The organism is Desulfobulbus alkaliphilus (genome assembly GCF_016918545.1).
Lineage (GTDB): Bacteria > Desulfobacterota > Desulfobulbia > Desulfobulbales > Desulfobulbaceae > Desulfobulbus > Desulfobulbus alkaliphilus.
This window is the reverse complement of the sequence record NZ_JAFFQC010000016.1, coordinates 38,682-58,851: the sequence shown is the minus strand read 5'-3', so window position 1 is coordinate 58,851 and position 20,170 is coordinate 38,682. Positions and strand designations below refer to the sequence as shown.

At 54.4% G+C, this 20,170-nt stretch carries 21 protein-coding genes; all 21 read left to right on the top strand.

Annotated features, from left to right (window positions below; all coding sequences use genetic code 11):
* Positions 1–3 precede the first annotated feature (3 nt).
* The 21 genes from fliG (at position 4) to JWG43_RS10065 (ending at position 20,133) form a co-directional block, all read left to right on the top strand.
* Entirely contained in the window at positions 4–1,011 is a 1,008-nt protein-coding gene (gene fliG, locus JWG43_RS10165; RefSeq protein WP_205242811.1) for a flagellar motor switch protein FliG, read from the top strand.
* Complete coding sequence (locus JWG43_RS10160; RefSeq protein WP_205242810.1) at positions 998–1,732, top strand: FliH/SctL family protein; 735 nt, start codon at positions 998–1,000, stop codon at positions 1,730–1,732. Before fliG ends, JWG43_RS10160 begins: the two co-directional genes overlap by 14 nt.
* A 71-nt stretch (positions 1,733–1,803) precedes the next feature.
* On the top strand, positions 1,804–3,189 hold the full coding sequence (locus tag JWG43_RS10155) for a FliI/YscN family ATPase (protein WP_205242809.1): 1,386 nt from the start codon (positions 1,804–1,806) through the stop codon (positions 3,187–3,189).
* On the top strand, positions 3,186–3,638 hold the full coding sequence (gene fliJ / locus JWG43_RS10150; protein ID WP_205242808.1) for a flagellar export protein FliJ: 453 nt from the start codon (positions 3,186–3,188) through the stop codon (positions 3,636–3,638). The genes JWG43_RS10155 and fliJ overlap by 4 nt, the downstream gene beginning before the upstream one ends.
* Before the next feature lie 49 nt (positions 3,639–3,687).
* Positions 3,688–4,203, top strand: a complete 516-nt coding sequence (locus JWG43_RS10145; RefSeq protein ID WP_205242807.1) for a MotE family protein — start codon at positions 3,688–3,690, stop codon at positions 4,201–4,203.
* A 3-nt stretch (positions 4,204–4,206) separates the two neighbouring features.
* Positions 4,207–5,826: a flagellar hook-length control protein FliK gene (locus tag JWG43_RS10140; protein ID WP_205242806.1), complete on the top strand. Its 1,620-nt coding sequence runs from the start codon at positions 4,207–4,209 to the stop codon at positions 5,824–5,826.
* Positions 5,827–5,843: 17 nt separating this feature from the next.
* Entirely contained in the window at positions 5,844–6,668 is an 825-nt protein-coding gene (locus JWG43_RS10135; RefSeq protein ID WP_240193515.1) for a flagellar hook assembly protein FlgD, read from the top strand.
* A gap of 71 nt (positions 6,669–6,739) precedes the next feature.
* The gene (locus JWG43_RS10130; protein ID WP_205242805.1) at positions 6,740–8,041 is read left to right on the top strand and encodes a flagellar hook protein FlgE; all 1,302 of its coding nucleotides are present in this window, start codon (positions 6,740–6,742) and stop codon (positions 8,039–8,041) included.
* Positions 8,042–8,810: 769 nt separating this feature from the next.
* Positions 8,811–9,578, top strand: coding sequence for a MotA/TolQ/ExbB proton channel family protein (locus JWG43_RS10125; RefSeq protein ID WP_205242804.1), 768 nt, complete (start codon positions 8,811–8,813; stop codon positions 9,576–9,578).
* A gap of 14 nt (positions 9,579–9,592) precedes the next feature.
* Entirely contained in the window at positions 9,593–10,342 is a 750-nt protein-coding gene (locus tag JWG43_RS10120; protein WP_205242803.1) for an OmpA/MotB family protein, read from the top strand.
* A 33-nt stretch (positions 10,343–10,375) separates the two neighbouring features.
* Complete coding sequence (locus tag JWG43_RS10115; RefSeq protein WP_205242802.1) at positions 10,376–10,867, top strand: flagellar basal body-associated FliL family protein; 492 nt, start codon at positions 10,376–10,378, stop codon at positions 10,865–10,867.
* 4 nt (positions 10,868–10,871) lie between these two features.
* Positions 10,872–11,900: a flagellar motor switch protein FliM gene (locus JWG43_RS10110; RefSeq protein WP_205242801.1), complete on the top strand. Its 1,029-nt coding sequence runs from the start codon at positions 10,872–10,874 to the stop codon at positions 11,898–11,900.
* Positions 11,887–12,267, top strand: a complete 381-nt coding sequence (gene fliN, locus JWG43_RS10105; RefSeq protein WP_205242800.1) for a flagellar motor switch protein FliN — start codon at positions 11,887–11,889, stop codon at positions 12,265–12,267. The genes JWG43_RS10110 and fliN overlap by 14 nt, the downstream gene beginning before the upstream one ends.
* Before the next feature lie 5 nt (positions 12,268–12,272).
* Positions 12,273–12,644 (top strand): FliO/MopB family protein, encoded by a 372-nt coding sequence (locus JWG43_RS10100; RefSeq protein ID WP_240193513.1) that lies wholly within the window; start codon positions 12,273–12,275, stop codon positions 12,642–12,644.
* On the top strand, positions 12,641–13,381 hold the full coding sequence (fliP, locus tag JWG43_RS10095; RefSeq protein ID WP_205242799.1) for a flagellar type III secretion system pore protein FliP: 741 nt from the start codon (positions 12,641–12,643) through the stop codon (positions 13,379–13,381). Before JWG43_RS10100 ends, fliP begins: the two co-directional genes overlap by 4 nt.
* Positions 13,382–13,402: 21 nt before the next feature.
* Positions 13,403–13,672, top strand: a complete 270-nt coding sequence (gene fliQ, locus JWG43_RS10090; protein ID WP_205242798.1) for a flagellar biosynthesis protein FliQ — start codon at positions 13,403–13,405, stop codon at positions 13,670–13,672.
* 24 nt (positions 13,673–13,696) lie between these two features.
* On the top strand, positions 13,697–14,476 hold the full coding sequence (fliR, locus tag JWG43_RS10085; RefSeq protein ID WP_205242797.1) for a flagellar biosynthetic protein FliR: 780 nt from the start codon (positions 13,697–13,699) through the stop codon (positions 14,474–14,476).
* Positions 14,477–14,807: 331 nt separating this feature from the next.
* Positions 14,808–15,878, top strand: coding sequence for a flagellar biosynthesis protein FlhB (flhB, locus tag JWG43_RS10080; RefSeq protein ID WP_205242796.1), 1,071 nt, complete (start codon positions 14,808–14,810; stop codon positions 15,876–15,878).
* Entirely contained in the window at positions 15,878–17,980 is a 2,103-nt protein-coding gene (gene flhA / locus JWG43_RS10075; RefSeq protein ID WP_205242795.1) for a flagellar biosynthesis protein FlhA, read from the top strand. The genes flhB and flhA overlap by 1 nt, the downstream gene beginning before the upstream one ends.
* Positions 17,970–19,241: a flagellar biosynthesis GTPase FlhF gene (flhF, locus tag JWG43_RS10070; protein WP_205242794.1), complete on the top strand. Its 1,272-nt coding sequence runs from the start codon at positions 17,970–17,972 to the stop codon at positions 19,239–19,241. Before flhA ends, flhF begins: the two co-directional genes overlap by 11 nt.
* Positions 19,234–20,133, top strand: coding sequence for a MinD/ParA family protein (locus JWG43_RS10065; protein WP_205242793.1), 900 nt, complete (start codon positions 19,234–19,236; stop codon positions 20,131–20,133). The genes flhF and JWG43_RS10065 overlap by 8 nt, the downstream gene beginning before the upstream one ends.
* The last annotated feature ends 37 nt before the right edge of the window (positions 20,134–20,170 follow it).

Sequence of the window (20,170 nt, the reverse complement as noted above, 5' to 3'; positions counted from 1 at the left end):
TCCATGGCTCCGGAAAAACTGACGGGCCTGAAAAAAGCGGCCATTCTCCTGATTTGTCTCGGCGAAGAGACCGCGGCCAAGCTGTTGCGGGAGTTAACCGACGAAGAAATCTTCAAGGTGACGCGCTGCATGTCCAAAATCGATCATATTCCGGAAGAAATCAAAATCAGGGTGCTCGAAGATTTTGAAATGGCCGCCGAAAACCAGGTCGGGGTCGTGGTCAAGGGGCAGGAGTTCGCCAAAAAACTGATCGCCAGTACAGGGAACAAGGACAGGGAATCAAGTCTTATGCGCCAGTTTATCTCCGGAACCGAGGCGCGCCCACTGGAAACCATCGCGAAAATGCAACCATCCATGGTCGCCGGACTGCTCGAACGTGAACATCCCCAGACCCTGGCCCTGGTCCTGTCCACTCAGGTGGTGGAGCACGCCAGTGCCATTATCGCCAGCCTGCCGGAAGAAAAACGGGCGGATGTCATCCACAGGATCGCCACGCTGGACACGGTTTCCCCGGAAGTAATCGACCGTATTGAAGATGCGCTGAGCAAGGAAATCGGTATCGTGGTCGGCGCCCAGGAACAGCGGCAAGTCGGCGGCATCAAGAAAGTGGTTGAAATCCTCGACATCATGACGGACAATCTTGATACGGAAATCCTCGAAAACCTCGAAGAGATCGATCCGGACATGGCTGAAGCAATTCGCAAGATGATGTTCACTTTCGAAGATCTATGCGCCCTCGATGGTCGCTCTATCCAGATGATCCTGCGGGAGGTCAATAACGACTCACTGACCCTGGCTCTGAAAACGGCCACTGATGAAATCAAGGAGAAAATTTTTGCCAACATGTCGAATCGAGCGGCCGACATGATCAAGGACGACCTGGAAACCATGGGGCCGGTTCGCTTGTCAGAGGTCGAGGCCATGCAGCAGACCATTGTCAGAATCGCCATGAAACTCGAGGAAGAAGGGAAATTAGTTCTTGGCAGAGGCAGTGGTGATGAGTTCGTCTAAATTTTTCAAAGCTGACCCTCTCTTCATTCCCATACCCCTGGTTCGATGCACCATTGCCGGCCCCGTGGTCACTGAAAACCCCTCGGCACCCGTCAATTCCGTCCAGCCTGAACCTGAACAGGATTACGAGGGTGCACAGCCTGATCTACAACCCGATCCACAGCCCGAAGCGCAACCTCAACCTTCCATCGATGTCGAGGCGATCAGAGAAGAAGCATACAACCAGGGTGTGGCTGACCAGGCCGCACGGAGTCAAGCCGATTTTATGACAACATGCCAGGCTTTCGCCGAAGCAAGCCAAAAAATTGACAAACAGCGCAAGGAACTGCTCCGCCAGAGCAGGGGGGAAATGATCAACCTGATCATTGCCTTGAGCCGCAAAATCATTGCCCGGGAACTGGACACGCCGCGTAACATCATTGCCGCCACTCTTGAAGCTGCACTGGAGCAGGCAATTACCAGCGAGGAATTTTACGTCTCTCTCCATCCCGATGACCTGGTCTTTGCCGAGGAAAAAGCTCCTGAGATCATCGCCGCCATTCGCGGCCTGGAGCGTATCGTTTTTAAAACCGACGATACCATCACCCGAGGAGGTTGCCTGGTGGAATCAAAAATTTGCCTTGTGGACGCGACCATTGAAACCCAGCTTGAAAACCTGAAGGATTTCCTTGAAGAACAAGCTGATATCCTGCCACACACGGAGGAAGATGAGGAGGAGTAGCGTCCAAACCACCTTTCGACCGCAATCGCCTTGACCCACCACTATCTGTACATACAGGACCACCGTTGCCCATGGCCTACATCCATGCTTCTCTTGATCGTTTTTCTCCTCTATGCATTTATGGTAAGGTACACCGCATCGTCGGCTTGGTTGTCGAAGGCTCCTGTCCGCGCTCTTCCATCGGCAGCCTCTGCGAAATCTCCCCGTTAAAGGGCGGGCGACCTGTTCCCGCCGAGATTGTCGGTTTCAATAGTGACCGGGCTTTACTGATGCCGCTGGGGGAAATCCGTGGCCTCGGCCCCGGTAGTCGAATCCGGGTCAAAAAAGAACAGGCTGTTATCAACGTGGGGGAAGCTCTCCTCGGCCGGATCCTCGACGGCATGGCCCAACCACTCGACCAGGGTCCGCCGCTGTTATTACCCCGGGAAAAAGCACTGTATTCCCTACCGCCCGGCCCCATGCAACGTCAGACCATCAGCCAGCCCCTTGACCTTGGAATCCGAGCTATCAATGGCCTGCTGACTTGTGGTATCGGCCAGAGAATGGGCATTTTAGCCGGATCAGGAGTCGGCAAGAGTGTCCTGCTCGGCATGATGGCCAATTTTGCCAGGGCCGATGTCAATGTCATCGCCTTGATCGGTGAACGTGGTCGGGAGGTCAAGGAGTTCATCGAACGTAACCTTGGTCCGGAAGGTCTGCAACGATCAGTCATCATTGCTGTCACCTCGGATCAATCACCGCTCCTGCGCATGCGTGGCGCCTTTGTCGCCACTGCCGTTGCCGAGTACTTTTCCAACCAGGGAAAAAATGTCCTGCTGATGATGGATTCCATCACCCGGTTTGCCATGGCCATGCGGGAAATCGGCCTTTCCATCGGCGAACCCCCCACCACCAAGGGATACACTCCCAGTGTCTTTGCCACCCTGCCGAAATTACTGGAAAGGGCCGGTAATTTCCAGGATCAGGGTTCGATTACCGGACTGTACACTGTCCTGGTCGACGGTGATGACCTCACCGAACCGGTCGCGGATGCAGTCCGTTCCATCCTGGATGGTCACATTGTCCTCTCCCGCAACATAGCCGCCAAAAACCATTACCCGGCCATTGATATCATGATGTCGGCCAGCAGGGTGATGCGGGAAATCACCTCCCCCAGACACCAGGAACTGGCCGGTAAAATACGCAGCGTCCTGGCCGTCTACCGCGAATCCGAGGATCTGATTAACATTGGCGCCTACGCGGCCGGCAGCAATAAAAAAATCGATTACGCTCTTTCCCGCATTGATGCCATCAATGCCTTCCTGGCCCAGAAATTCTCGGAAACCTCTTCACTGGAGGAAACCATCACCACCCTGGGTGAACTGGTCAGTGACCGCCAGGGCACTGACCGTCGTCGAGCCGGTCGCAAAGGATATGACCGAAGAAAAACTGATCAACCGGTTCAAGATACGCCATGAAACCCTTCACTATGCACGCTGTCCTCAAATATCGACAACAACTGGAAGACGTTGCCAGAAAAAATTTGCATCGCGCCCTGGAACAGGCGACCCGACTAGAGGAGGCTTTGTTACGCTCGCAGGACGAACTGGCGGCCCTGCACAAGGACCTGCGCCGGGAAAGCGAACATGGCACCAACTCCGACCGTCTCCTGCTTTTTGAACGAAGAATACGTCTGGTTCAAGAGGAGATCATCCGCCGTCAAAAAGACTTTGACAAGCATCAAATCATGGTCACAAAAAAACGGCAACAACTGGTCAGTGCGAGCAAGGACAGAAAGGTGATGGAAAAATTGCGGGAACAACAGAATACAGCCTTCAGAAACAGCCTTGCCCGAAAAGAAGCCGCCATGCTCGACGAAATCGCCGTCCTTTCCCATGGACGGCAGGGAGACTCGGGTACATCATAAAAAAAATAGCTATTGAGGACCAGCAGCCCGTAACGGCCGGCCACTGATCATGAAACATGTTTTTTTCATCCTATTGCTTTTCAAGCTGACCCTTGCCATGTCGATCACCGCCGAAGCCCAGCCTGACGAATCCTCCATACCGGACGGAACGGGACCATTCCAATCCGTGGAAGAACGCCGATTGATGGAATCGTTGCGTGCACCAGACAGTGGCTCCCTGGCGCAAAAACGAGCTGAGCTGGAAAACAGAAAAATGGAGCTAAAGGTCTTGGAAGAGGAGGTCGATAAGAGAATCGGACAACTCAACCAACTCCGCCAACAGATCGAAGCACTGCTTGCGGAAAAGGAGGCAGAGGAACTCAATCGTATTGAGGAACTGGCCCGGATGTATGAACGAATGAATGCAGAGAAAGCAGCGCAGGTTATGGCATCCATTGATGAGCAACTGGCCGTGGCCATTCTCGGGGCAATGCGGACCAAAGCAGCCGCCGGTGTTCTCAATAACATGGAACGGGAAAAAGCTGCCAGCCTGACCCGAGCCTTTTCAACCTTGGACAACCGGTAACCCATGCATTTTTCTCCTTTTATATCCGCTGAAATGCTTTCCGGTGGGCCACCAGATGGAAAACCGGCCAGCAAAGCCGGAGCAAAGGGCCTTTTTGCTGACCATCTCATCTCTGCCGCCCATAAACAGGCCGATATATCCCCGCATATCGCCGCGAAAAAAGCCTCGCGAGACGATCTCATGGCACTGTTCGCCGCCCTCCCCGCCAAGGAGGGACATGATGCCCATAACGAGGCATTCCCATTCAGCCAGCTTGGTTATCCTTATCCGCCAGCTCCGGGGGAGGAGGTCTCCTCGTTGCCGCAAGCAATGAGTGCAGCCACTCCCGCCGTCGTGTTCACCAATGTCCTTTTATCTGACAAAGGTGAACATCTGCCACCGCAAAGATCTGCCAGGGAGATTTCGGCAATAGCAGATTCCGCCAGAGGACTGAACCATCTAGCTGATAGCGATACCGTGGTACAGCAAAGATCCGCCAGGGAGATTCCCGCGGCATCCAAATCTGCCGGAGGGCTCCCCCATACCCTGAAAGAGGCATCTTCCGGAACCAGGGGTTCAATGCCCAAGGATGCTAACGTCGAGGCCGGACCGCAGCTGACAAACATTCCTGCAAGCTCGGTGACCAACGCCTCTGGACGAAACGTCAGCCATGATGGTGGCATACCGCCGCTGGCGGTATTCGACAACACGGGCAACGGACATCGATCAGGACAGGCTATGGAGCGAGGAGTCGGTCACGGCGACCGATTCAAGGAACATCCGGGCGAAGCTGCTGTCATGCGGGACAACGGCGGTAGAACCATCATCGTCCGCCAATTCAACCAGACAGAGGAAATGCCTTCTCCTTCGGCAAGCGGCAACAGGCCTGTTATCGAAACTCATGGCTCGCCTCAGGACACCAGAGCCCATTATATCCACGCCAACCTGCCCAACAGGGTTCCGCAGGGTGAGAGTGATTCAAAAAACGGTCAACAGCAGGAAAACACCAGTAATCAACACAAAGGATCCGATCCGTCAAGATCGGTCCAGCAGGGTCATTCTGACATCCGCACCGCATCGTCCCCCCTGGCAATGACCGGAGGAGAGAGCGAACCGCTTTTGTTCCCCCATGTTACGATGACCACCCCACCGGTCACAACCAGTCCCCAGAGCGAACTGGGCATGCTCCGGCTCCCCTCCGGCATCATGGTCCCCGAGGGCACGGTGATCGATCAGCTCATTGCCCATTTCTCGGCAAACCGGCGGTTGGATTCCGGATCGATCAACCTCCAGATCCATCCACGTGAACTGGGCGCGCTGCGTATGGAAATCAAAGTGGAGCAGGAGAACATCAAGGCCCATATCACCGTTCAGAACCCCCAGGCTCAGGAAATGATCGACCGTCATCTGCCCCGGTTGCGTGAAGCCCTGGAGCAGCAGGGGTTGCATTTGCAACAGATAGAGGTGACCCTTGCCGCCGAAGACAACACCAATGGACGGCCGTTTCAGGAGAACCATCCCCAACAGCAGCAGGCGGGCCGTTTCCCGCGCAACAGCTTCACCCCTTCGACCCCTGTCCTGGAATCCGAGTCAGCCGGCGACCAGCCGCCCGGAACAACGGGTAACATCAGCGTCCACGCTTGACGACGGGAGAAATGCCCATGGTGACCAACGTAGCCGGCCTCAACTCCGCCTCACCCGCACCCACGTCCACCAAGAACAATACCCTTGGTCAGGAACAGTTCCTGACCCTGCTGGTGGCACAAATGCAGAATCAGAATCCTCTCAACCCTGCCGACGCCACGGAGTTCACCGCGCAATTAGCCCAATACAGCCAACTGGAGCAGCTTTTCAATCTCAACAGCACCATGGATAAGCTGGCCGAGGCACAAAACAACTCCGAACGTCTATCCGCCCTTTCCCTGATCGGCAAGGAAGTGGTGGTCGAAGGTTCGTCCTTCTCCTTTGACGGCAATGAAGCGCGGGTTGGGTATAAAGTGGACGGAATCGCCTCGGAGATCACTCTGCAGATCCGCAACGGCCTCGGCCAGACCGTGGCCACCATCAACGCCACCGATACCGACAAGGGAAATCATTTTCTTTCGTGGAACGGACGGGACAGTGCCGGCAACCAACTAGAAGCCGGCACCTATTCCATTGTCATCAATGCTAAAAGCGCTGGTGACGGTTCATCGGTTGCTGTTGCACCGTTAGTGCGTGCGGAAGTCACCGGGGTTGATCTGAGCGGCACTGAACCCCTCATTGTCACCGTCGCCGGTGAATACAGAATCCCCGCCATCCACGGTGCCTACGACAAGGGCGAACATGAAGCGGCGACTATTGCGGACCGGCAACAACAGCCACCACCCACAGCTTCCGTACAGGATCCCGCGGCGGCTAGCAGCACCCTTGAAGAATTCATCTCTGCAGCAACGGACGGCGCGGGGATAATTGAGGAGAACTGGACCGAACTACCGGCTGATTGAGCCGGAACGCCACGATCCTTCTCCAAATTTTTCATCAATTATCCACAGTTTAACCACGCAGGAGGTTGTGTATGAGCATCCAGAGCGCGATGTACAGCGGAGTCAGCGGACTCAACACCAATTCCCAGGCCATGAGCGTCATCGGCAACAATCTGGCCAACACCAATACCATCGGGTTTAAAGGGGCGCGCACCGTCTTTTCCGACCTGCTCTCCAGCAATATCACCGGTTCCGGCGGCTCATCACAAGTGGGGCGCGGTGTCGGCCTGTCAACAGTTGACAACATCTTCAGCCAGGGTACCTTTGAAACCACCTCCTCCGGGACGGATGTGGCCATCGAGGGACCGGGGTTTTTTATCCTCAAGGAACCGGGAAGCGATATCACCTATTACAGCCGGGCCGGAGCCTTCCGTTTCGATGAGGATGGCTTCCTGATCAACCCGGAAGGCCTCAGGGTTCAAGGAAAGCAATTCGATTTTATCAATAATGACGAACTGCTCCCTGCCGACCCCAATGATATCCAGGTGGCAAATGTCGGCCTGCTCGAAGCCAGCGCCACCACCGAACTGTCCTTCACGTCCAACCTCGACGAAAAATCAGTGGAATTAGGTGGGGGAGCAGGTGACATAGATCCCGCAGATCGCGCCACCTACAGCTATTCCGCCTCGGCCCAGATTTTCGACTCCCTGGGGCAATCCCACCTGGTTACCGTCTACTGGCGACATGTCGACGATGCCAATAATACCTGGGCTTCGGGGTACACCATCAACAACGACCCAGCCACCTTCCAGGCAATCCCGGAACTCCTCGTTTTTGATGAAAAAGGTAATCGGGTGGATGGGGATGGAGATGGTTTACCTGATGATTTCACCGTAGCCATCAATTTGCCCGATCCCGGCGACCCCGGAGCCAACTGGCCCAACGGGGCCGCTCCTCAGGTCATCAATCTCACTTTTGACACTACCCAGTACGACAGCAATTCAACCGTCCTTGGCCATAAACAGGACGGCTTCGCTGCCGGTGACTTGATCAATGTGGCGATCAACAACGAAGGCATTGTGGTCGCCTCCTATTCCAACGGTCGCCAAGTCAACATGGCCCAGTTGGTGATGGCCAAATTCCAGAATCCCGGTGGCCTGCAACTGGCCGGTGCCAACCAGTACATAGCCCCGGCCGAAGTCGGTGCCATCCGCGTCGGCCTACCGGGTCCGGAATTGGGTAAAATTTTCACCAACTCCCTGGAACAGTCCAATGTTGACATGGGACAGGAATTTGTCAAAATGATCTCCACCCAGCGCGGTTTCCAGGCCAACTCAAAAATTATCACCACAGTGGATGAGATGCTGGGCGAACTGATCAACTTGAAACGGTAAGACAAGTCAAATCATTGACAAGACCTGAACCCGTGACGACTGGACTCTTGCTTCGGATATATCTTGTGTAATCAGCTTATAAATGAAGCAGCATCCTTAACAATAACCTTCACCAGCCGCCTTCGGGGCGTCCGATCACGGATCCAGGAAGAGGCTGCCCTGTGTATCAGAGCGGCCTCCGTCCCTTCACAAGACGTCCTCGTCGCCAGCCTTGTAGCCGTATATCAGCACCTTATCTCTCACCAAGCAGGCGTACGGAGACAAGCTTGCCTCTATCCGATACCCTGCCACCTCGCAAAAAAAGCGCTGATCATGTATTCCAGGTCCGGCCAATGAAATCGAATGCTTGTGTCCACCCGCCGTCAAGCTTAATCTTTTGAGGAATAAAGTCGCCGGTACTCCTCGAAGGATAACAAATGACCTCGTTTGCGGATAGACATTTGCTCGCTCCAGAAAAGACTTCCCTCCTCAAAAGCTCCCCTCGCAACAAGCCAAAGCATTTGGCACCATGCTTGCAAACTTGCCTTTGCCATTATTTTTCGGTACACTTTATAAAAATATCCGCTAAAAATACGTGACCAATACAATATGCAGACATGGTTCTGTCCACGGTATTGTAGTATCGTCACCGAATAATTAACCTGAAACCCGACCGACCCATTCCTGACACTATCAATCTGGCCGGTACCGATCAGTCTCAATCCGGATTTTTGTCCCACGGCTGCATCGACACCACCATGTAACCATACGTTCTCTGAGAAAAAGACAAGTGGATATTGCAACCATAATCGGTATCGTTGTTGCCTTTACCCTGATGATTTGGGCGATCCTCATGGGCGGTCCCATGAGTATATTCATAAATCCGGCTGCCATGGCCATTGTCTTTGGGGGCACTGCAGGGGTCACCCTGATCAATTTTCCCCTCTCCGATGTTGTCGGTACCATGGCTGTTTTTAAAAAAACTGTCCTCATCAAGGAGACCGACACCAATAAACTGATCGCGCAGATGATGGAGTTCGCCAACAAGGCTCGCAAAGGAGGCATCCTTTCCCTCCAGGGCTCCATTGACTCCATTGAGGACGAGTTCATGGTCAAGGCCCTGCAGATGGCGGTAGACGGCCAGGAACCCTCGGAACTCAAGGCTATGCTCCAGACCGAGATTGACAATATCGCCGCTCGCCACGCCAACGGTGCGGAAATCCTCAACACCATGGGCGTAATCGCTCCGGCCATGGGCATGGTCGGCACATTGATCGGCCTGGTACAGATGCTGGTCAACCTGGATGATCCGACCGCCATCGGCCCGGCCATGTCCATTGCCCTGTTGACCACCTTTTACGGTTCGGTGCTTGCCAACATCCTGTTCATTCCCATGGCCGGCAAATTGCGGACACGCTCGAAAACCGAAATCCTCCAGAAAACAGTCATAACTGAAGGTATGGAGTCCATTCTTTCCGGAGAGAACCCTCGAATCATGGAACAGAAACTGCATGCGTACATCGCCCCGAAAAAACGGGAATCGATTTTCAAACAATAGCTGCGAGCACAACAATGGCGAGAGAAAAACAAAAACAATGCCCCCCAGGACTGCCCATCTGGATATTGACCTACAGTGACATGGTCACCTTGCTGCTTGTGTTTTTCGTTCTTCTCCTCAGTATGGCCAATTTGGATCCCATCAAATTTCTCCAGGCAAAAACCTCACTCAGAGACGCCTTTGGCTGGCGGTCGATTCAGGAGCCGGTACAATTTTCCATTCCGATCATTCCCTCGCCGCCACGGACTCAGTTTACCCCCATTCCCATGGAGACATCAATCCAGCATCTGCGCCGCATCAAGACCGATCTGCAGACAGTCCGCATCGACCACCAGGTTGAGGTTCTCCAGAAGGATAACGATTCGATCATCCTCCGAATCAACGAATCCGTTCTCTTTGATGTGGGATCAGCCACCCTCAAGCCCTCTTCCTACCCCATTCTGCGCAAGGTGGCCTCCATAGTCAGACCCCTGCCGATGTCCAAACGCATTGAAGGGCATTCCGACAACATACCCATGATCGCCGGCCCCAGAACCAACTGGGACCTTTCGGTGGATCGAGCGGTGGCGGTCATGGCATTTTATCACCGGGGTGATCTTTTCCCCCAGGACCGCATGTCCGCTGCCGGGTATGGTGACTTCAGACCAATCGCCGCCAACACCACCGCGGAAGGCCGAGCATTGAACAGACGGGTCGACTTTATCCTGCGCAGTGATCGTTCCATCGCCCAGGAAGGCACACCTTCCACCCCCATCCCCTTCTAGCCCGCCGGCCATCGTTGGCAAGGAAACGACCTTATGGCAGAGAAAGAAAAAAAACAAGACAGTAAAGGCGGTAAAAAAAAGCTGATGCTACTCGTCGCAATGGCTGTTTTCCTCCTTGGCGCCGGAGGTGCTGCCTATTACTTCCTGGTGATGAAAAAAGCGCAGGATATCGATCCCAGCAAGGCGGCTTCATTAATCAGCCCTCCTCCGAGTCAGGCCCACATCGGTCCCATGGTGGAAGTCAGAGAGTTCATCGTCAATATCATTGGGGTGGATACACCCCATTACGTCAAGGCCGCCATGGTCCTCGAACTCGATCGGCAAAGCACCGTGGATGAAGTGAACAGGAGAATGCCGCAGATTCGGGACGCCATCCTTCTCCTGATCGGTAATAAAACCTTTGAGGAGCTACAGGACATTCAAGGGAAAAATCAGGTCAAGGCCGAGGTCAAGGCCAAAATCAATTCTTTCCTTGTCACCGGCAGGGTTGACAACGTGTATCTCACCGATTTCGTCGTCCAGTGACAGCATGGAACCGATACTGACAAAAGAGGAAATCGCTGAGCTGCTTGCGGCAATCAAAACGGGCGACATGGCGCTTGAATCGGAGGAAGAAAACGCGTCCCGCCCTGGGCGCGTGGTACGCTCCCAACATATTGATCTCTTTCACACTTATGAACGCACCCACGGCAGCGGAGAATTACGAATCCCCAACCTCGACATTGTCTTTGACAGTTTCGCGCGCCATTTCGCCACCGGCCTGACCAACTCCCTGCAACGTACCTTCACGGTGGAACGTGATGATATCACCACCACCAATTTTCAAGGCAGCCTGCAGGATATCAACAACCAGGGAGCTGTCGGCATTTACAACTTAATTCCCTTGAAAAATGGCTGCCTGTTTCATTTTGATACGCTTCTGGCTTTCTCTTTGCTGGAAATAATGCTCGGCTCCTCCCAGACCAGCGAATCCCTCGCTTTGGATCGCAATCTCACCACCATTGAAATGGCCATTCTTAAAGGAACCATGGCAAGTATCTGTGTTGACTTGGGTAAAGCGATGCGACCCATCATCGATCTACAGATCCATCTCACCAAGGTGGAAAACAATTTTCGCCTGGTCAGTATCGTTGAACCTGAAACCGAGGTTTTCGTCACCGGCTTCACGATAAAAAACGGTGGCGAACCCTGTGGTCGGATGCGCTGCATCATTCCTTACCTGACTCTTGAACCGTTAAAAGAACAGTTCAAAGCTCTGGTCAATATCGCTCAGGCTGCCAGCCATGGCTGGTCGGAGTATTTTGCCCGCGAATCGTTGCAAATGGAAAGCACGGTCACTGCCCGCTCCGGACTAATCAACATGACTATTGGAACGATCCTTGCATTAAAAACCGGAGACATCATAGACCTGCACTATAACCCTGAACAACCGTTGACCATCATGATTGAGGATCACCCGCTTTTTGCCGCAATTCCAGGAGAGCGAAACGGGAAAAAAGCCATCCATATCACCCGATGCCACAGCAGCACAACAGGAGAGATTCATGGCAGCACCTGATTCGCCTCTTTCTCAGGGCCGCAATACCCTCAACCCCGAGGAAACCGCTGAACTGCTCAAAGAAAACACCCCTTCAATGTCCGCACGGAATGGCAAGACCGACCTCACCCGGGACCTGCAATTCCTTTTTGATGTTCCCTTGCAGGTTTCCGTCGAGGTTGGCCGGGCCCGGATTCTGCTCCGCGACCTCCTGCAGATGGGTGAAGGGTATGTGATCGAATTGGACAAACTTGCCGGGGAACCCCTCGATCTGTATGTCAATGCCCGTCTCATCGCCCGCGGTGAAGCGGTCAAGGTTGGCGACAAGTTCGGCATCAAACTGACCGAAGTCGTCAGTCAGGCCGATCGAGTCGCAAAACTGGGTTGAGCATCATGTTGCGAATACCCATGTACTGCCTCCTGCTCTTATTGCCGGCGACAGCCTGTGCCGATGACAAGAACACTTTTTCTATGGGATCCGCCCTGTTGCAGACAGCCTGGGCGCTGCTGGTGGTAGTCGGCCTTATTCTTGCAATTTACGGCCTGGCCCGCAAACGTTTGCTCTTCACCAAGGCGACCGGTGGAGTTATCCGGATTGTGGAGATACGCGCATTGAACCCCAGGTCCTCCCTGGCCCTGGTGGAGGTTCGGGGGCGGGAATTTCTCTTGGGGGTCGGCACCTCAAACATTCATCTCATTGCGGAACTCTCTCCGGAAAAAGAGCCCCTCCCAGAGTTCGAAACCCTGCTCAAGGAAGCACAATGAAACGTGGAGCCTTTTTTGTCGGCCTTGCACTCTTGTTATTTCCGTGTCTGGCCTCCGCCGTCAATCTACCCACGGTCTCCCTAGGAGTCAGCGAGGCAACGACTCCCGCTGAAGTATCCACCGCTTTACAGGTGCTTTTCATCCTCACCATTCTCTCGGTAACCCCGGCCATCCTGCTGATGACCACAGCCTTTACCCGGATCATCATCGTTCTTGGTTTTGTCCGTCAGGCCATGGGCACCCAGAACACGCCGCCCAATCAGGTGCTTTTAGGACTTGCTCTTTTCCTCACATTTTTCATCATGGCCCCGACCTTCAATGAGATCAACACGGAAGCCCTGCAGCCCTATATGGAGGAATCAATCACCCAGCAGGAGGCTTTTGAGCGCTCGGTGGAGATCATGCGCGACTTCATGTTTTCCCAGGTCCGGGAAGAAGAGCTGCAACTGTTCATTGAAATCGCCCGGGAGGAGCAACCAGCCGATAAAAATGAAATCTCTTCAATGATCCTCATCCCGGCCTTCATGCTCTCCGAATTGAAGCTCGCATTTCAGATGGGGTTCATGATCTATGTCCCATTCCTGGTCATTGACATGCTGGTGGCATCGGTGTTGATGTCCATGGGCATGATGATGTTGCCACCCATCATTATTTCCCTGCCCTTTAAACTGTTGCTTTTTGTTCTGGTGGACGGCTGGCAGTTGGTGGTCGGTTCTCTGATGAAAAGTTTCGGTTAATTCCTCATCGAGAGGCCTGCCATGACTCCCGAAACCGTCATTCATATCGGTAGGACAGCCGTGGAAACCATTCTGCTCACTGCTGCCCCCATGCTCATTGCCGCCATGGTTTTTGGCCTGGTGATCAGCATCTTTCAGGCGGCCACCCAGATCAACGAGCAGACAATGACCTTTATCCCCAAAATTGTCGCGGTTTTTATTACTCTTTTGATCTTCGGCCCTTGGATCATCAACCTGCTGGTCACCTTTACCACCGGCATTCTCACCCAGATAGCCACGGTGGGCCGCTGATCCGCTGAGAACAGGCCTTCGGCCATGGACCTGCAACTGATCCCTGTTCAGCAATTTCAGGATTTCCTGCTCTGTCTGGCCCGGGTCCTGGCCCTGACCACCGCTATTCCCGCTTTTACCGGCGCCACATCCGCAACCCGTCTCAAAATCGGCCTCGCCGTGGGGACCGCCCTGGTGCTCTTCCCGCTCATGGCCCCCCACACGCCCCAGGTGGCGTTAAACCTGACTGAATTCGGCCTGATGATCATCAATGAAGTCCTTCTTGGTGCCATGATCGGCCTGACGGCCCAACTGGTGTTCACGGCGGTCAGTTTCGGCGGTACGGTCATCGGTTATCAGATGGGGTTTGCCGCGGCTAATGTATTTGACCCCCAGACAACCCAGCAGATGTCATTGATGAGCCAGTTCATCAATATCCTGGCCCTGCTGGCCTTCCTTTCTTTCAACGGCCACTATTTTTTCTTTCGCGTCATTGTCGAGTCCTACATCCTTCTCCCCCCCGGTTTCTTTGGTTTCTCCGGGGATGCGATTCCTGAACTGATGCGGCTGGGCAGCCATATGTTCATTCTCGGTGTCAAATTCAGTGCACCCATTCTCGCCCTGCTGCTCATCAATAACATGGTCCTGGGTATCCTTGCCCGGGTCTTTCCTCAGCTCAATGTGTTCATGCTCTCTTTCCCGGTCAATATCGGCATTGCCTTTCTGGTCATAGGTTTGACACTCAACGCCATGTTCTTTGTTTTGCGTCGCGAATTTGACGCCATGGAATTCAATATCCTCAACCTCCTCCAATTGCTGCACTGACCATCGGCAGAATCCGTGACGGCTGGACTTTTTTGCTTTAACTTGCTGTCATAAGATTAAAAATTTGAAGAAACCCTGACAGTTCTCCCGCACCAGCCGCCCCACAGGACGTTCACTCGCGGATCCAGGCATACATTTGGTGCACAGGCCCATTCCATCAGCCTCTGCTTTTTCGTTCGGGTGCGTTAATTGCACTTACCTGTATTGCCGGGGAGACAACACCAGCCCCAGCTTCATCGTACCCATTCTCCCGACACAAAAGCGGCGGAAGGGTCTATCTCATTTCCTGCAAATATTCATGGCAGCAACATCTGCCTTGTCCTGATCTGCGATGGCGGAAGAAAAACCCCCTGGAGAACGTACTGAGGCCCCAACCGCGAAGCGCCGGGCTGATTTTCGTAAAAAAGGTCAGGTTGCCCAGAGCAAGGAGGTGCAAACCGCGGCCTTGTTTACCTTGATGCTACTGTTCTGGCTGTTTTTCGCCCCCTATTTTTGGAATTCGATCCGTGAACTGATGACCGCAATCTGGATAAACAGCGGCGAGTATGCCATCACTGCCTCTTCTCTGATGCATCTTAGCCACTATATCGCCGAGACACTCGCCAGAATGCTTTTCCCTCTGTTCCTGGTCGCCCTGATCACCGGATTCTTTGCTTCCGTGTTTCAAGTCGGCTGGCTGTTCACTGCAAAACCGATCACTCCGGATTTCAATAAACTCGACCCCATAAAAGGCATGGGCCGCTTCTTTTCTAAACGGTCCCTGCTGGAATTGATCAAATCCCTGCTCAAGGTCCTCCTCATCGGCTGGCTCGCTTTCAGTACCGTGGCGGGTGAATTCGATAAAGCCCTGCTGCTTACCGGCATGGAGGTCGAGGAGACCATCCGTTACCTGGCCCGGACAGCAGCCCTGGTCATGGCCAAGGTAGCGGCCTTGATGATATTTCTCGCTGCCATTGACTATGCCTTTGTGCGCTGGGAAATGGAGGAGAAAATGAAGATGACCAAGCAGGAACTCAAGGAGGAAATGAAGGAGACCGAGGGCGACCCCTACATCAAGTCAAAAATCCGTTCCATCCAGCAGCAAATGGCCCGCCGGCGGATGATGGCCGCCGTGCCGGAAGCTGATGTGGTCATCACCAACCCGACCCACTTTGCGGTGGCGATCAAATATGAGCCCGGCAAGATGGACGCTCCGGTGCTGCTGGCAAAAGGCCAGGGCCTGGTGGCGGAAAAAATCCGGGAGATTGCCCGGGAGCACCACGTCCCCCTGGTGGAGAATCCTCCAGTGGCAAGATTATTGCATAAAAAGGTCGACATCGGCCAATCCATCCCCGAGGAACTGTTTAAAGCCGTGGCGGAGATCCTCGCCTATGTCTATTCACTGAAAGGAAATCGGAACTAATGGAAGCACCGGGAATACAGACGTTGTTGAGCCGCATTCGCCCGAGCGACATGCTGCAACGCAGCGACATTTTGGCGTCCCTGGGTCTGGTCGGCATTCTCATGCTGATGATCATCCCGTTGCCGCCGATGATTCTCGATCTCTGTCTGGCCTTCAACATCACCATTGCCATCCTTATCCTCATCATCAGTCTCTATACCAGAAAGGCGGTGGATTTCTCCATTTTTCCCTCGATTCTCCTCGCCACCACCTTGTTCCGGTTGTCCCTCAACGTCGCCTCCACCCGTCTCATTCTCACCCGCGGCAACGAAGGCATGGATGCCGCCGGGTCGGTGATCATGGCTTTTGGCCAGTTCGTGGTCGGTGGCTCCTATGTTGTGGGCCTGGTCATCTTTGTCATTTTGGTCCTGATCAATTTCATCGTCATCACCAAGGGCGCCGGACGCATCGCCGAGGTGGCAGCCCGTTTCACCCTGGATGCCATGCCCGGCAAACAGATGGCGATTGATGCCGATCTCAACGCCGGCCTCATCGACGAAAACACCGCCCGTCGCCGTCGTGAGGAAATCTCCAATGAGGCCAATTTTCATGGCGCCATGGATGGTGCCTCGAAATTCGTTCGCGGCGATGCCATCGCCGCCATCATCATCACCCTGATCAATATCGGCGCCGGTTTTATCATCGGTGTCCTGCAGATGGGCATGCCCATGGCCGAGGCCGCCAGAAACTATACCATCCTCACCGTGGGTGACGGCCTGGTCGGCCAGATTCCGGCCCTGATCATTTCCACCGCCGCCGGTATGCTGGTCACCCGATCCGCCGGTCGAGAGGATTTCGGCACCGACTTGAAGGCCCAGTTCACCCGCTACGCCAAAGCCTTCTGGGTGGTGGCCGCCATTCTCATGGCCTTTGCCCTGATTCCGGGTTTGCCTTTCTTCCCCTTTCTCGTCATTGCCGCACTTCTGGCCTATATCGCCTACCGCCTCGACCGTGCCGAGGAAGCCAGGGAACAGGAAGAAATCCAGACGGAACTCCCCGAGCCTGCCGCCAAACCGGACCAGGATTACGAAAAAATGCTCAACGTCGATCTGATCGAACTCGAGGTCGGATACGGCCTGATTCCCTTTGTCGATGCCGGCCAGGATGGCGAACTGCTCGCCCGCATTCAATCGCTGCGCAAGCAGTTTGCCCTCTCCAGCGGCTTCATCGTGCCGCCGGTGCATATCAAGGATAACCTTCAACTCAACCCCAATCAGTACACCATCAGCCTCAAGGGTGTTGTCATCGCCACCGCCGAAATGATGCCCGGCCATTTCATGGCCATGGATCCGGGGCTGGTAACGGAAACAATCAAGGGCGTCCCCACCAGGGAGCCGGCATTTGACCTCCCGGCGATCTGGATCACCGATGACAAGCGGGAGCAGGCCCAGATAGCAGGGTATACCGTGGTTGACTGCGTCACGGTCATGGCCACCCACATCAGCGAGGTCATCAAACAGCACGCCCACGAACTGCTTGGCCGGCAGGAAACCCAGAACCTGCTCGACAATCTCGCCAGAAGTTATCCAAAACTGGTCGAGGAACTGGTTCCGCATGTCTTCAACCTGGGTGCCCTCATGCGGGTGCTGCAGAATCTGCTCCGCGAGGGTATCTCCATCCGCGACTTGCGCACCATCATGGAAACCATGGCCGATTACGCCACCATGACCCAGGACACGGACGTGCTCACTGAATATGTCCGTCATGCCTTGTCCAGATCCATATCCTCTTCCCACACGCAGAGTGACGGTATCATGCCGGTCATTACCCTGGACCGCCAGGTGGAGGAGAGCATTCAAACCGCGGTGCAGCATCGTGAACGTGGCAGCTATCTGGCTCTGGACCCGAAAACCGCACAGAAGATACTCGACCATCTCAGTACGCTGCTGGCCTCTTTCGCGGGTGGCCAGCAACCTGTCCTCCTGGTCCTGCCGCAGATCCGACCCCATGTTCGCCGGCTGACCGAGCGATATTTCCCCAACCTGGCAGTTCTGTCCCATAATGAGATCACCTCACAGGTTCGCATCCAATCCATTGGCACGGTGACCATAGATGCAAGTTAAGGTCTTTGAGGCAAAAGACATGACCACCGGCCTGAAAATGGTCAAGGAAACCCTGGGGCCGGATGCCCTTATCCTCTCCACCCGCACTGTCCGCAATGGCCGGTTCGGCGTGATCGGCAAGCCGATGCTGGAGATAACCGCGGCGATTGACACCAACTGGCGGGAATCGTCCGGGAGGGCGGGTGGTAACCCCGATAAATTGCGGCTACAGAAAAAACCATCCAAACTAATGAGGGACATCACCTACGAGGAGATTTGGGCCCAAAAGGAAGAACCGCCGCCACCGGCTGAGCCATCCTCCCAAAGTCCTTCATATCCTGACAAGGCCATTCACAGTGAGTTGGCGGAACTGCGCAACTTGGTCAAATCCCTCTCCAGCCGCATCCCTCCACCTGGGCCTTCATTGCCGCGCACACCCATGAGAGCCGGAGGTGACAGCAGTCATCACCCAAGGATCCAGACAAGCATTGATCCGGTGATTACTTTTCTGGTCGGGTACGGCATCAGTCAGGAAACCGCCCAGGTCGTTGCCCGCTTCACCCGGGATACCATTGAACAAACAGATCATCTCAGTCCCTCTGAACTCACCGCTATCCTCAAGGCTGCCATCGCTCGACTTTTTGCCACCGAGCAGATCCTGGCGGAACGACCGACAGCTGCCAAGCAAATCTGTCTCGTCGGCCCCACCGGCGTGGGCAAGACCACCACCCTGGCAAAAATAGCCGCAGATTATCTGGGCCGCTTCGGCCACCGTATTGCCCTTATCACCATTGACACCTACCGTATCGCCGCGGTCGAGCAACTCAAGGTCTATGCCGAAATCATGCATTTACCACTGGAAGTGGTTCTGACCCCACGGGAACTGCGCCAGGCCCTGGAAAAATTCCGCGACTATGAACTGATCCTCATCGACACCGCCGGCCGCAGTCCCAAAAACAGCAGCGACCTGCAGGAACTGGCCGGATTTCTCCTTCCCCATCCGCAAGTCGAAACCCACCTCCTGCTCGCGGCCACTACCAGAGAACGGGAGATAGAGGAGACCATCAGACGCTTTGGCATTTTGCCGATCAACAATTTTATTTTCACCAAGATCGATGAATGCGATCAGTTAGGTGTGCTTTTGAATGTCCACTACAACAACGACACTCCAATCTCTTTCCTCACCAATGGGCAGAGGGTGCCCGAGGATCTGATCACGCCGACCCCGGCCGCGATCGCCGATCTTATCATGAATGAGCATGGGAACCTCTATAATGGCTGAAACACCAGGACGACCAACAGACCAGGCCGGCACCCTGCGCGAAATGAACAGTCAGGAGCAAGCCGGAGCACCAATTCAACATGCCACCACCAGGGTTTTTTCCATTACCAGCGGCAAGGGTGGGGTCGGTAAAACAGCGGTGGTCGCCAACCTGGCGGTGCTGCTCGCCCGACTGGGCAAACGCGTCCTCATTCTCGATGCCGACCTGGGTCTGGCCAACATCGATGTGGTCTTCGGTCTGGCGCCGGGACATAATCTCAACCATTTTTTCACCGGTGAACAGGACCTGGAAACGATCCTCGCCGACGGTCCCGAAGGCATCAAAATTCTTCCGGCCGGATCCGGGGTGCAACGTTTTACCCGACTCGACTCCGAGCAGAAAATGCGGTTGCTCGAGGCCCTGGACGCCATGCACAATGATTTTGATTTCGTGCTCATCGATACAGAGGCGGGGATTTCGGAGAATGTCACCTATTTCAACACCGCGGCGCATGAAATCCTGGTGGTGACCACACCGGAACCAACAGCGATCACCGATGCCTATGCCCTGATGAAACTGCTCTCCAACCAGTATCATGAAAAACATTTCAACCTGATCGTCAATTTCATCAAAAACGAAGAGGAGGCTCTGGATGTCTACCGCAAACTCACCATGGTGGCCAACCGCTATCTGGACATTTCCATTGATTACATCGGCTCCATCCCCCGGGACAAACTGATGGTGGAAGCCATCCGCAAGCAACAGGTGCTGGTGCAACTTTTCCCTGACTCAAAAACCAGCCAGGCCTTTGAAGCCCTGGCCAGAAGCATTATCCAGGAGCCCCAGATCCTGGAACCCAAAGGTTCGATCCAGTTTTTCTGGAAACGGCTGCTGGAATTCGGTGGCAAATGAAGTCGTGCCATTCCCAGGAATTCTTCAGCCCAGACAT

Coding starts and splice junctions, on each gene's coding strand:
- fliG (WP_205242811.1), top strand. CDS start 4: ATGGCTCCGGAAAAACTGACGGGCCTGAAAAAAGCGGCCATTCTCCTG.
- JWG43_RS10160 (WP_205242810.1), top strand. CDS start 998: ATGAGTTCGTCTAAATTTTTCAAAGCTGACCCTCTCTTCATTCCCATA.
- JWG43_RS10155 (WP_205242809.1), top strand. CDS start 1,804: ATGGCCTACATCCATGCTTCTCTTGATCGTTTTTCTCCTCTATGCATT.
- fliJ (WP_205242808.1), top strand. CDS start 3,186: ATGAAACCCTTCACTATGCACGCTGTCCTCAAATATCGACAACAACTG.
- JWG43_RS10145 (WP_205242807.1), top strand. CDS start 3,688: ATGAAACATGTTTTTTTCATCCTATTGCTTTTCAAGCTGACCCTTGCC.
- JWG43_RS10140 (WP_205242806.1), top strand. CDS start 4,207: ATGCATTTTTCTCCTTTTATATCCGCTGAAATGCTTTCCGGTGGGCCA.
- JWG43_RS10135 (WP_240193515.1), top strand. CDS start 5,844: ATGGTGACCAACGTAGCCGGCCTCAACTCCGCCTCACCCGCACCCACG.
- JWG43_RS10130 (WP_205242805.1), top strand. CDS start 6,740: ATGAGCATCCAGAGCGCGATGTACAGCGGAGTCAGCGGACTCAACACC.
- JWG43_RS10120 (WP_205242803.1), top strand. CDS start 9,593: ATGGCGAGAGAAAAACAAAAACAATGCCCCCCAGGACTGCCCATCTGG.
- JWG43_RS10115 (WP_205242802.1), top strand. CDS start 10,376: ATGGCAGAGAAAGAAAAAAAACAAGACAGTAAAGGCGGTAAAAAAAAG.
- JWG43_RS10110 (WP_205242801.1), top strand. CDS start 10,872: ATGGAACCGATACTGACAAAAGAGGAAATCGCTGAGCTGCTTGCGGCA.
- fliN (WP_205242800.1), top strand. CDS start 11,887: ATGGCAGCACCTGATTCGCCTCTTTCTCAGGGCCGCAATACCCTCAAC.
- JWG43_RS10100 (WP_240193513.1), top strand. CDS start 12,273: ATGTTGCGAATACCCATGTACTGCCTCCTGCTCTTATTGCCGGCGACA.
- fliP (WP_205242799.1), top strand. CDS start 12,641: ATGAAACGTGGAGCCTTTTTTGTCGGCCTTGCACTCTTGTTATTTCCG.
- fliQ (WP_205242798.1), top strand. CDS start 13,403: ATGACTCCCGAAACCGTCATTCATATCGGTAGGACAGCCGTGGAAACC.
- fliR (WP_205242797.1), top strand. CDS start 13,697: ATGGACCTGCAACTGATCCCTGTTCAGCAATTTCAGGATTTCCTGCTC.
- flhB (WP_205242796.1), top strand. CDS start 14,808: ATGGCGGAAGAAAAACCCCCTGGAGAACGTACTGAGGCCCCAACCGCG.
- flhA (WP_205242795.1), top strand. CDS start 15,878: ATGGAAGCACCGGGAATACAGACGTTGTTGAGCCGCATTCGCCCGAGC.
- flhF (WP_205242794.1), top strand. CDS start 17,970: ATGCAAGTTAAGGTCTTTGAGGCAAAAGACATGACCACCGGCCTGAAA.
- JWG43_RS10065 (WP_205242793.1), top strand. CDS start 19,234: ATGGCTGAAACACCAGGACGACCAACAGACCAGGCCGGCACCCTGCGC.